We start from the raw sequence: 12281 nt of genomic DNA, 5'->3' as shown, positions 1-12281 counted from the left end.
GGGGGGAATGCCCGCCCGCCGCCGCCCGAGCGGCGGTCGCGGCGCGCTGGCGCGCGCCGCCGGGGCGGCCCCCGCGGGGGCCGCCGACCCGGAGGCGGTGCTCGACGTCCGCGACCTCACCGTCTCCGTCGACGACGGACCCGCCCTGGTCACCGGCGTCTCCTTCTCCCTCCGGCAGGGGCAGGTCCTCGGCCTGGTCGGCGAGTCCGGCTGCGGCAAGACGATGACCGCCCGCTCGCTCATGGGGCTGCTGCCCGACGGCGTCTCGGTCACCGGCGGCTCGATCCGCTGGCAGGGCCGGGAGCTGGCCGGGCTGGCCGAGGCCGAGCTCAACCGCGTCCGCGGCCGGGAGATCGCGATGATCTCGCAGGAGCCGATGGTCGCGCTGGACCCGATGTTCTCCATCGCCTCCCAGCTCACCGGCCCGATCCGCCGGTTCCGGAGGGTGAGCCGGTCGGAGGCCCGGCGCATGGCGGCCGGCCTGCTGCGCGACGTCGGGATCGTCGACGCCGAGCGGGTGCTGAGGAGCTACCCGCACCAGCTGTCCGGCGGCATGGCGCAGCGGGTCTGCATCGCCCTCGCGCTCACCGGTGAGCCGAAGCTGCTCGTCGCCGACGAGCCGACCACCGCCCTCGACGTCACCGTGCAGGCGGAGATCCTGTCGCTGCTGCGGGCGCTGGTGCGCGACACCGGCCTGTCGGTGGTCGTCGTCAGCCACGACCTCGGCGTCGTCGCCGACATCTGCGACACCGTCGCCGTCATGTACGCCGGCGAGGTCGTCGAGTCCGGCACCGCCGCGGCCGTGCTCGACGAGCCGGCGCACCCGTACACGATGGCGCTGCTCGGGGCGAACCCGCACGTGCCCGACGGCGAGCCGGTGCCCGAGCGGCTGGCCTCCATCGCCGGCACCGTCCCGCCGCCCGGCTCCTGGCCGGCCGGGTGCCGGTTCGCCACCCGCTGCCGGTTCGCGGAGGAGCAGTGCACCGTCCCGTTCCCGGCGCTGCCCGCGCACGGCGAGGGAGCCGTCCTCTGCGTCCGTGTCGACGAGCTGTCCCGCGAGCACGCCGTGTGGGAGCCGGAGCCCGCCGGTGACGAGCCGTCCGTCCAGAAGCCCGCCCCGACCGCCGGAGTCCCCGCATGACCGCCCCCGCCGGGACCGCGCCCGTCGCGGCCACCACCACGCCCGCCCTGGAGATCCGCGACCTCGTCGTCCGCTACGGCTCCGGCCGCAGGGCGCGGCAGGCGCCGCCGGCCATCGACCGGGTCAGCCTCGACATCGCCCCGGGCGAGACCGTCGGCCTGGTCGGCGAGTCCGGCTCGGGCAAGTCGACGATCGGCAAGGCGGTGCTCGGCCTGCAGCCGGCGACGTCCGGGACGATCCGGGTCAACGGGCAGGACGTCACCCGGATGTCGCTCAAGCAGCGCAGCCGCCAGGTCGCCGACCTGCGGGTCGTCTTCCAGGACCCGTACTCCTCGCTCAACCCGGCGCGCACCATCGGCCAGACGCTGGTCGAGCCGCTGCGGCTGACGGGCGTGAAGGGCGCCGAGGCGACGGCGCGGGCGCGGCGGGGCCTGGAGTCGGTGGGCCTGCCCGGCGACGCCGTCGACCGCTACCCGTCCCAGTTCTCCGGCGGCCAGCGCCAGCGCATCGCCATCGCCCGCGCGCTGGTCTGCGACCCGAAGGTCGTCGTCCTCGACGAGCCGGTCTCCGCGCTGGACCTGTCCACCCAGGCGCAGGTGCTCAACCTGCTCGCCGACCTGCGGGACCAGCACGGCCTGGCGTTCCTCTTCATCGCCCACGACCTCGGCGTCGTCCGGTTCCTCGCCCAGCGGACGGTGGTCCTCTACCGCGGGCAGGTCATGGAGACCGGGCCGGTCGAGGCGGTCAGCCGGGCGCCGCGGCACCCGTACACGGTGGCGCTCACCGCCGCCGCGCCCGTGCCCCGCCCGGCCGAGCAGGCGGCCCGCCGCGCCGCGCGGGAGGCGGCCGGGTTCGGCACCGCCGGCGCCGCGCAGCCCGCGGCGACCGGCTGCCCGTTCGTGCCGCGCTGCCCGCTGGCCACCGACGTCTGCGCCGAGCAGCGCCCGCCGCTGCGGCCGGTCGAGGGCACCGAGGCCGCCTGCCACCACGCCGAGTCCGTCCCCGTCCTGTGACGAAGGACCCCCGTGCCGCCCACCGCTCGCACGCTCGCGGCGAGTCCCTGCACGAGGGCCGTTCACAGACCTCACTCGACAGGAGACGGATGTCCTCCGCCCCGCACGGCCTGCGCACCGAGCACCTCGACGAGCCGCTCGGCATCGGGACGACGTCGCCGCGGCTGTCCTGGCGGCTGCCCGACGGCGCCCGCGCGCAGAGTGCGTACCGGCTCACCACCGACGACGGCTGGGACTCCGGCTGGATCGAGGACGACCGGCACGTGCTCGTCCCGTGGCCCGGCCCGGCGCTGCGCTCCGCCCAGCGGGTTCCCTGGCGGGTGCGGGTGCGCACCGACCTCGGCGAGAGCCCGGCCTCGGAGCCGGTCTGGTTCGAGACCGGCCTGCTCGACGCCACCGACTGGGCGGTCGAGTGGATCGAGCCCGGCACGATGCCGGGCGGCCCGGCGGGGGAGCGGGCGGCCGCGCTGCTGCGCTGGGAGTTCGCCGTCGACCGGCCGGTCGTCTCCGCCCGGCTGCACGCCACCGCGCAGGGGCTCTACGAGGCGTTCCTCGACGGCGCCCGGATCGGTGACGCCGAGCTCACGCCCGGGTACACCCAGTACGACCAGCGGCTGCAGGTGCAGACGCACGACGTCGGACCGGTGTCCGAGGGCCGGCACGCGCTGGCCGTCGTCCTCGCCGACGGCTGGTTCCGCGGCCAGACCGGCGTCACCCGGTCCGCCGACCAGTGGGGCGACCGGACGGCGTTCCTCGCCCAGCTGCACCTGACCCACGACGACGGCACCGTCACCGTGCTCGGCACCGGCCCGGACTGGCGCAGCGCGACCGGGCACGTCCTCGCCGCCGACCTCATCGCCGGCGAGCGCTGGGACCTGCGTGCCCTGCCCCGCGGCTGGGACGCGCCCGGCTTCGACGACGCCGGCTGGGACCCGGTCACCGTCGGGCAGCACGGCTTCGCCGGCCTGGTCGACCCGCCCGCCCCGCCGGTGCGCCGGGTGGAGGAGCTCGTGCCCGTCGCGGTCACCCGGCTGCCGGGCGGCGCCCAGGTGGTCGACCTCGGGCAGAACGTCAACGGCTGGGTGCGGCTGACCGACCTCGGCCCGGCCGGCACCACGCTCACGCTGACCCACGGCGAGTGGCTCGCCCCCGACGGGGACGTCACGGTCGCCAACCTCGAGCCCGACCTGCCGTTCCTGCCGCACCCGCTGCCCGCCGGCCAGGTCGACGTCGTCGTCTCCGCGGGCGTGCCCGGCGAGGTCTTCGAGCCGCGCCGCACCACCCACGGCTTCCGCTACGTGCGGGTCGAGGGGCACCCGCGCGACCTCACCCCCGACGACGTCCGCGGCGTCGTGGTGCACACCGACCTGCGCCGCACCGGCTGGTTCCGCAGCAGCGACGCGCGGCTGGACCGCTTCCACGAGGCCGCCGTGTGGAGCTTCCGGGACAACGCCTGCGACATCCCGACCGACTGCCCGCACCGCGAGCGGCACGGCTGGACCGGCGACTGGCAGCTCTACGTCCCGACCGCGGCGTTCCTCTACGACGTCGCCGGCTTCTCCACCAAGTGGCTGCGCGACGTCGTCGCCGACCAGTGGCCCGACGGCACCGTCGCCAACGTCAGCCCGTGCCCGCGCGGCGAGGGCCGAGACAGCCCGGTGTCGTTCCTCAACGGCTCGGCCGGCTGGGGCGACGCGGTCGTGGTCGTGCCGTGGGAGCTGTACCGCGCCTACGGCGACACCCGCGTGCTCGAGGAGACCTGGCCGGCGATGGTCCGCTGGCTGGACCGCACCGAGCGCATGGCCCGCGAGCGGCGCCACCCCGAGCGCGCCGCGCGCCGGCCGGAGCCCGCGCCGCACGAGCGGTGGCTGTGGGACACCGGCTTCCACTGGGGCGAGTGGCTGGTCCCCGGCGAGGAGGTCGGCGACTTCGGCGCGTTCGTCGCCGCGGACGAGGGCGTCGTCGCCACCGCGTACTACGCGCACAGCGCGGAGCTGATGGGCCGGATCGCCGCGGTGCTCGGCCGGGACGACGACGCCGCCCGCTACGCCGACCTCGCCGCGCACGTGCGCGCCGCCTGGCGGGCCGAGTACCTCGACGACGGCGGACGGCTGGTCTCCGACACCCAGGCCGACCACGTGCGCGCGCTCGCCTTCGGCCTGGTGCCCGACGCGCTGCGCCCGGCCGTCGCCGAACGGCTGGTCGAGCTGGTCCGCAAGGCCGGCACCCACCTGGGCACCGGCTTCCTCGCCACCCCGTACCTGCTGCCCGTCCTCGCCGACGCCGGCCACCTCGACGTCGCCTACGAGCTGCTGCTGCAGGACACCGAGCCCGGCTGGCTGGTCATGGTCGACCGCGGCTCGACGACGGTCTGGGAGCGGTGGGACGGCGTGGACGCCGACGGCGTGCCGCACGAGTCGCTCAACCACTACTCCAAGGGCGCGGTCGTCTCCTTCCTGCACCGGTACACCGCCGGCATCGACCCGGTCGAGCCCGCGTACCGCCGCTTCCGCGTCCGGCCCCGCCCCGGCGGCGGGCTCAGCTCCGCCGCGGCCGCGCACGAGTCGCCGTACGGCCGGATCGAGTCCGCCTGGCGCATCGAGGACGGGGTCCTGACCCTGCGCGTCACCGTCCCCGCCGGCAGCGAGGCCGAGGTGGTCCTGCCCGACGGCAGCACGCACCCGGCCGGCCCCGGCACCCACACGTTCACGAGCACCCTGGAGGACAGTCCGCGATGAGCGCCCCCGAGTGGGCCGGCCCCGCCCGGTTCCTGCCCCCGCCGCCGGCCAGCCGGCGCGACGACGGCGTCCGGCACGTGTCCGGCGCCACCTACGCGGTGGCCTTCGGCTACCGGCCGCTGCAGCTGGACGTGTGGGTGCCGCCGACCGCGGAGCCCGCGCCGCTCGTGGTGTGGGTGCACGGCGGTGCCTTCATGACGGGCGACCGCCGGTACCTGCCCGAGACGCTGCGGGAGGGCCAGGTCTTCGACGCGCTGCTCGACGCCGGCCTCGCCGTGGCCACCATCGACTACCGGCACGCGCTCGAGGCGCCGTTCCCCGCGCAGCTGCACGACGCGAAGGCCGCCGTCCGCTGGCTGCGCCGGTTCGCCGGCGAGCTCGGCGTCGACACGACGCGCATCGGCGCGTGGGGCGAGTCGGCCGGCGGGCACGTCGCCGCGCTGCTCGGCCTCACCGCTCACCGCGGCGACCTCGAGGGCGGCCACGGCGTCGCCGGGGAGTCCAGCGCGGTCGACGTCGTCGTCGACTGGTACGGCCTCTCCGACCTGGGGACGATGCCGCGCAACGACCCGCCGCCGCAGGTCGCCGCGCTGCTGCCCGAGGAGATGCGGGTGCCGGCGGAGGACCACCTGCTCCGCGGGCTGACCGACGCCACCCGCGCCGACGCGAGCCCGGTGAACCACGTCCGCGCCGACTCCCCGCCCTTCCTGCTGCTGCACGGCACCGCCGACTGGCTGGTGCCCTGCGCGCAGAGCGAGCAGCTCGCCGCCGCGATGGAGGCCGCCGGCGCGCCGGTGACCCTCGAGCCGGTCGAGGGCGCCGGGCACATCTGGCTCGGGCACGACGACGTGGACGGGGTCGTCGACCGCTCCGTCCGGTACCTCGCCCAGCACCTGGGCACCGCGCTGCTCGGGGACCGCGTCCGATGAGCGACGTGACCGTCGCCCCCGTCACCGTCGAGCACCACCGCGAGCCGCTGGGCATCGGCGAGACCACCCCGGGGCTGTCCTGGGTGACCGCCACCGAGCTGCCCGGCTGGCGGCAGGCCGCCTACGAGCTGGAGATCGGCGACCGGTCCTCCGGACGGGTCGACTCCGACGGGTCGGTGCTCGTCCCGTGGTGCGCGCCCCCGCTGTCCAGCCGCGAGCGACGGACCGTCCGGGTCCGCGTCTGGGGTGAGGGCGACGCCGAGCCCTCGGCCTGGAGCGAGGAGGTCGCCGTCGAGGCCGGCCTGCTCGACCCGGCCGACTGGACCGCCGAGCTCGTCGAGCCGGTGCTGCCCGAGCCCGGCGGCACTGGCGAGCCGGTGGCGCTGCTGCGCCGCGAGTTCACCCTCGGGAAGCCGGTGACGCGCGCGCGGCTGTACGCGACCGCGCGCGGGCTGTACGAGGCCGAGATCGACGGGGTGACCGTCGGCGACGACGTCCTGGCGCCGGGCTGGACCAGCTACCGGCACCGGCTGCGGTACCGGACGTACGACGTCACCGCGCTGCTCGCCGAGGGCCGGCACGCGCTCGGCGTCACCCTCGCCGACGGCTGGTACCGCGGCCACCTCGGCTTCACCGGCGGCCGGCACCTCTACGGCGACCGCACCGGCGCGTTCCTCCAGCTCGAGGTCGAGCACCCGGACGGGACCCGCACCGTCGTCGCCACCGACGGCTCCTGGCGCTCGACGCTCGGCGCCGAGACGCGCGCCGACATCTACAAGGGCGAGACCCTCGACCTCCGCCGCGAGCTGCCCGGCTGGTCCGCCCCGGGCTTCGACGACGCCGGCTGGACGCCGGTCGAGGTGGGGTCGCTGGACGTCACGACGCTGGTCGCCCCGACCGGCCCGCCGGTCCGCCGCACCCAGGTGCTGCCGGTCCGGGAGGTCACCACCTCGCCCTCGGGGAGGACGCTCGTCGACTTCGGCCAGAACCTGGTCGGCCGCATCCGCTTCGCCCTGCCCGACGGCCCCGCCGGCACGGAGGTCACCGTCCGGCACGCCGAGGTGCTCGAGCACGGCGAGCTCGGCACGCGCCCGCTGCGCGGCGCCGACGCCACCGACGTGGTCGTCCTCGACGGCCGCGGCCCGCGGACCTGGGAGCCGCGGTTCACCTTCCACGGCTTCCGCTACGCCGAGGTGACCGGCTGGCCGGGCGAGCTGCGCCCGGAGCACCTCGAGGCCGTCGTCGTGCACACCGACATGCGGCCCACCGGCACGTTCACCTGCTCCGACCCCGACGTCACCCGGCTGCACGAGAACGTCGTCTGGGGCATGCGCGGCAACTTCGTGGACCTGCCCACCGACTGCCCGCAGCGCGACGAGCGGCTGGGCTGGACCGGCGACCTGCAGGTGTTCGCCCCGACGGCGGCGTTCCTGTACGACACCGCCGGCATGCTGCGGTCGTGGCTGGCCGACCTCGCCGTCGAGCAGCTGCGCGAGCACGGCGGCGTCGTGCCGATGTACGTGCCGTTCGTCCCGCTGCTGCCCTTCCCGCAGCAGCCCGAGACCGGCTGGGGCGACGCGGCCGTCGTCGTCCCGTGGGTGCTCTACCAGCGCACCGGCGACGCCGGCCTGCTGGCCGACCAGTGGGGGTCGATGGTCGCCTGGATCGACGCGTTCGCCGGCCGTGCGGGGGAGCAGCTGGACTTCCCGGAGGGCGGGTTCTCCTTCGGCGACTGGCTGGACACCGCCGCCCCGCCGGACAACCCCGCCGCCGCGCGGACGCCGTGGCAGTGCGTGGCCACCGCCTACCTGGCCCGCTCGGCACGCACCGTCGCGCAGGCCGCGCGCGTGCTCGGGCACGACGGCAGCCGGTTCGCCGAGCTGGGGGAGCGGGCCGCCGCCCGGTTCCGCGCCGAGTACGTCAGCCCGAACGGCCGGGTCGCCTTCCCGTCGCAGACGGCGTACGCGCTGGCGCTCGAGTTCGACCTGATCGAACCCGGTCAGCGCGCGCACGCCGGCCGGCTGCTGGCGCAGCAGGTGCTGGCCGACGGCTTCCACATCGCCAGCGGCTTCCTCGGGACCCCCCTGGTCACCGACGCGCTGACCCACGCCGGTGAGCTGGCGACCGCCTACGAGCTGCTGCTGCAGCGGGGGAACCCGTCGTGGCTGTACCCGGTGACGATGGGCGCGACGACGGTCTGGGAGCGCTGGGACTCGATGCTCCCCGACGGCAGCATCAATCCCGGTGACATGACGTCGTTCAACCACTACGCGCTCGGCTCGGTGGCCGACTGGCTGCACCGCACGGTCGCCGGGCTCGCCCCGGCCGCGCCGGGCTACCGCCGGATCCGCGTCCAGCCGCGGCCCGGCCCGGGCATCACCTCGGCGGCGGCCACCCACGAGACGCCGTACGGCACCGCGGCGGTGTCCTGGACCCTGACCGGCGGGACGGCGTTCGCCCTGGAGGTCACCGTGCCGCCCAGCACCACCGCCGAGGTGGTGCTGCCCGACGGCAGCGCGCCGGTGGAGGTCGGCTCCGGCCGGCACACGTTCACCTGCGGCATCGAGGAGCCTCGCCCCGTCGAGAAGCCCGCGCTGTTCTTCGACCCGGACGCCCACGCGTGACCGCCCCGCGGCCCGTCGTCCCCGGCTTCCACCCCGACCCCAGCGTCGTCCGGGTCGGGGACACCTACTGGATGGTGCACTCGTCGTTCGAGTACGCCCCGGGCGTCCCGCTGTACCGCTCGGCCGACCTCGTGTCGTGGGAGCAGGTGGGGCACGTGCTGGCCCGCCCGTCGCAGCTCGACGTCGCTGCGGCGCCGGGGTCGGGCGGGATCACCGCACCCACCCTGCGGTGGCACGACGGCCGATTCTGGATGGTGACGACCAACCTCGCCGACGGCGGGTGGCAGGTGCTCGTCACCGCCGAGGACCCGCTGGGCGAGTGGTCGGAGCCGGTGCGGATGCCGGAGGTCCGCGGGATCGACCCCGACCTCGCCTGGGACGACGACGGCACCCTGCTCGTCTCGTACGCCGGCTTCGGCGCCGACGGTCCGGTCGGGCTGGTGCAGCAGGCGGTCGACCCGGCCACCGGGGCGGCGCTCACCGGGCGGCGGCGGCTGTGGCAGGGCACCGGCGGGAAGTTCCCGGAGGGGCCGCACCTGTACCGGGTCGGCGACCTCTGGTATCTGCTGATCGCCGAGGGCGGCACCGAGCGCGGGCACGCGGTCACGATCGCCCGCGGCCCCTCGCCGTCCGGGCCGTGGGAGCCCTGCCCCGCCAACCCGCTGCTGACCGCCCGGGGCACCGACGCGCCGGTGCAGAACACCGGCCACGCCGACCTGGTGGAGCGCCCGGACGGCAGCTGGGCGGTCGTCTTCCACGGCGTGCGGCCGCGCGGGACGAGCCCCGCGTTCCACGTGCTCGGCCGCGAGACGTTCGCCGCCGAGGTGGAGTGGGCCGACGGCTGGCCGCGACCGGGCGAGTGGGTGACCCCGCCGGGCGGCGCGGTGGCCGCCGAGGAGGACCTCACCGGGCCCGCCTGGGTCGCCCCCCGGCGGTTCCCCGGGGAGCTGCTGAGCCGGGTCGACGGCGGTCGGCGGCTGACCGCGGCCGACCCCGACCCGGCGGGCGAGGACCTCGCCTTCGCGGGCCGGCGGCAGGAGCACCTGCACGCCCGGTTCCGCGCGGCGGTGCGGGTGGACGGCGTCGGCGGGCTCACCCTGCGGATCGACGCCCGGCACCACCTCGACGTCGAGGTCGACGGCGACCGGGTGCGGGCCGTGGCGCAGGTCGGCCCGCTGCGCTCGGTCCTGGGCGAGGCGGCCGCGGGGCCGGAGGCGGTGCTGGAGATCCGCACCGAGCCGGCCACCGGCCACTTCTCCTCGACCACGCTCGGCCCGGACGTCGTCGTCGCCGGCGTGGTCGGGCCCGGCGGGTTCGCCGAGCTCGGCCGGCTGGACGGGCGCTACCTCTCCACCGAGGTCGCCGGCGGGATGACCGGCCGGCTGGGCGGCGTGTGGTGCGCCCGCGGCTCGCTCGTGGTGCGCTCGTTCGCGTACGCCGGCGCTGACGACCCGCAGGAGCTCCCGTGACCGACCTCGACGGCCTACCCCTCGAGCGGAGGGCGACCCTGCTCTCCGGTCAGGACTTCTGGTCGACCCCGCCGGTCGGGGAGGTGGGCCTGCCCTCGCTCGTCCTGACCGACGGCCCGCACGGCGTGCGCCGCCAGGAGGGCGACTTCGGCGGTCCCGGCATCACCCGCAACCTGCCGGCCACCTGCTTCCCGCCCGCGGTGGCGGTGGGCAACAGCTGGGATCCCGCGGTCGCCGAGCGGATCGGCGCGGCGATCGGCCGGGAGGCGCGGGCGCTGGGCGTGCACGTGGTGCTCGGGCCGGGGGTCAACATCAAGCGGTCGCCCCTGGGCGGGCGGAACTTCGAGTACTACTCCGAGGACCCGCTGCTGTCCGGGGTGCTGGGAGCGGCGCACGTGCGCGGGCAGCAGGCCGCGGGCGCCGGCGCCTCGGTCAAGCACTTCGCGGCGAACAACCAGGAGACCGAGCGCATGCGGATCAGCGCCGAGGTCGACGAGCGGACGCTGCGCGAGATCTACCTGCCGGCCTTCGAGCGGGTGGTCACCGAGGCGGCGCCGGCCACGGTCATGTGCGCCTACAACAAGGTCAACGGCGTCTACGCGTCGCAGAACCGGTGGCTGCTCACCGAGGTGCTGCGGGAGCAGTGGGGCTTCGACGGCGTCGTCGTCTCCGACTGGGGCGCCGTCGACGACCGCGCCGCGGCGCTCGCCGCCGGGCTGGACCTGCAGATGCCCGGCGACCGCGGCGCCGGCAACCGGCGGGTGGTCGAGGCGGTGCGGGCCGGGGAGCTCGACGCGGCGTACGTCGACGCGAGCGCCGCCCGGGTGGCCGCCCTCGCCCGCTACGCCCGCGGGCCCGCCGGGGAGGTCGACGTCGAGGCGCACTGCACCCTCGCCCGCGAGCTGGCCGCGGAGTGCGCGGTGCTGCTGCGCAACGAGGGCGGCACCCTGCCGCTGTCCCCGGGGACCCGCGTGGCCGTCGTCGGGGAGCTCGCCCGCACGCCGCGCTTCCAGGGCGGCGGCAGCTCGAACGTGACCGCCACCCGGGTCGAGTCCGCGCTCGACGCGATGCGCGCGCTCGCCGGCCGGGAGCTCCCGTTCGCGCCCGGCTTCGCCTCCGACGGTCCTGGCGACGCCGCGGCGCTGCGTGAGGAGGCCGTGGCGCTGGCCCGCGGCGCCGAGGTCGCCGTCGTCTTCCTCGGCCTGGCCGACGCCGACGAGTCCGAGGGCTTCGACCGGACGACGATCGACCTCCCCGCCGGGCAGGTCGAGCTGGTCCGCGCGGTGGCCGCCGCGGCGCCGCGGACGGTCGTCGTCCTGTCCCACGGCGGGGTGGTGTCGCTGGAGGGCTGGCACGACGACGTCGACGCGATCCTGGACGGCGCACTGCTCGGGCAGGCCGGCGGCGGCGCGCTGGCCGACCTGCTCTACGGCGTCGCGAACCCCTCGGGACGGCTGGCCGAGACCGTGCCGCTGCGGCTGGAGGACTCCCCGAGCTCCCTGTCGTTCCCCGGCGAGCAGGGGCGGGTCGTCTACGGCGAGGGCGTGCTGGTCGGCTACCGCGGGCTGGTCACGCAGGGCCGCGCGGTGCGGTACCCGTTCGGGCACGGGCTCTCGTACACGACGTTTGCGACGTCGGACCTGCGGGTCGAGGTCACCGGCGCCGACACCGCCACCGTCGCGGTGACCGTGACCAACACCGGCGACCGGGCCGGCCGGCACGTCGTCCAGGTGTACGTGTCGACGACGGCCGGGCCGGTGCGCCGCCCGCTGCGGGAGCTGCGTGCGTTCACCAAGGTGGCGCTGGAGCCGGGGGAGCGCCGCGAGGTGACGCTGGAGCTCGGCCGGCGGGCGTTCGCGTACTGGGACGTCGTCGAGTCCGGCTGGGCGGTGGCGCCCGGGGAGTACGCGGTACAGGTCTGCGCCGACGCGGAGACCGTGCTCGCCGCGGAGACCGTGACGCTGCCCGGGGACGACCTGGTGCGGGTGCTGACGATGGAGTCCTCGGTCGGCGAGTGGTGCACCCACCCGGCCGCCGGCCCCGCGCTGGTGGAGGCGCTCACCGCGACCGTGCCCGCCGACGCCGCCTCGCCCGCCGAGCAGGCGATGATGCTGCGGATGATCGGCTCGATGCCGATGCGCCGGTTCGCCACCGACTTCGGCGCCGCGCTGCCGCAGGACCTGCTCGACCGGCTGATGGCCGAGACCGCCGCCGCCCGCGCCGCGACGGACCGCTGAACGCCGGTGGCCCGGGACCGCGCGGGTCCCGGCTTCTTCACCGCGCTCACCCCGCCGCGCCCGGGCCCGCGCTGGCGGCTGACCGTGCTGACCATCGCCGTCGTCTTCGCCATCACGCTGGCCTTCCAGC

General features: G+C 76.5%; 7 protein-coding genes. All 7 read left to right on the top strand.

Going from position 1 to position 12281, the window contains the following annotated elements; all coding sequences use genetic code 11:
• Positions 1 to 1141: ABC transporter ATP-binding protein (locus ACI79L_RS23700; RefSeq protein ID WP_456939152.1), on the top strand; the 1141-nt coding region annotated here is incomplete at its 5' end.
• Positions 1138 to 2154, top strand: coding sequence for an ABC transporter ATP-binding protein (locus tag ACI79L_RS23695; RefSeq protein ID WP_456939151.1), 1017 nt, complete (start codon positions 1138 to 1140; stop codon positions 2152 to 2154). The genes ACI79L_RS23700 and ACI79L_RS23695, both read left to right, overlap by 4 nt.
• An 89-nt stretch (positions 2155 to 2243) precedes the next feature.
• Positions 2244 to 4892 carry a family 78 glycoside hydrolase catalytic domain gene (locus ACI79L_RS23690; RefSeq protein WP_456939150.1) on the top strand — a complete coding sequence of 883 codons (2649 nt, stop codon included), beginning with the start codon at positions 2244 to 2246 and terminating at the stop codon, positions 4890 to 4892.
• Positions 4889 to 5821, top strand: coding sequence for an alpha/beta hydrolase fold domain-containing protein (locus ACI79L_RS23685; RefSeq protein ID WP_456939149.1), 933 nt, complete (start codon positions 4889 to 4891; stop codon positions 5819 to 5821). Before ACI79L_RS23690 ends, ACI79L_RS23685 begins: the two co-directional genes overlap by 4 nt.
• Positions 5818 to 8445, top strand: a complete 2628-nt coding sequence (locus tag ACI79L_RS23680) for a family 78 glycoside hydrolase catalytic domain (protein WP_456939148.1) — start codon at positions 5818 to 5820, stop codon at positions 8443 to 8445. The genes ACI79L_RS23685 and ACI79L_RS23680 overlap by 4 nt, the downstream gene beginning before the upstream one ends.
• Positions 8442 to 9914, top strand: a complete 1473-nt coding sequence (locus tag ACI79L_RS23675; protein WP_456939147.1) for a family 43 glycosylhydrolase — start codon at positions 8442 to 8444, stop codon at positions 9912 to 9914. Before ACI79L_RS23680 ends, ACI79L_RS23675 begins: the two co-directional genes overlap by 4 nt.
• A complete protein-coding gene (locus tag ACI79L_RS23670; protein ID WP_456939146.1) occupies positions 9911 to 12151 on the top strand; it encodes a glycoside hydrolase family 3 C-terminal domain-containing protein in 2241 nt (746 codons plus the stop codon). The genes ACI79L_RS23675 and ACI79L_RS23670 overlap by 4 nt, the downstream gene beginning before the upstream one ends.
• Positions 12152 to 12281 lie beyond the last annotated feature (130 nt).

The sequence above is a fragment of the Geodermatophilus sp. SYSU D00684 genome, from assembly GCF_054050455.1.
This window is presented reverse-complemented; position numbering and strand designations above follow the sequence as displayed.

What these genes read in the sequence shown, in the direction of transcription:
- ACI79L_RS23695 (WP_456939151.1), top strand. Translation starts at nt 1,138, where the DNA reads ATGACCGCCCCCGCCGGGACCGCGCCCGTCGCGGCCACCACCACGCCC.
- ACI79L_RS23690 (WP_456939150.1), top strand. Translation starts at nt 2,244, where the DNA reads ATGTCCTCCGCCCCGCACGGCCTGCGCACCGAGCACCTCGACGAGCCG.
- ACI79L_RS23680 (WP_456939148.1), top strand. Translation starts at nt 5,818, where the DNA reads ATGAGCGACGTGACCGTCGCCCCCGTCACCGTCGAGCACCACCGCGAG.
- ACI79L_RS23685 (WP_456939149.1), top strand. Translation starts at nt 4,889, where the DNA reads ATGAGCGCCCCCGAGTGGGCCGGCCCCGCCCGGTTCCTGCCCCCGCCG.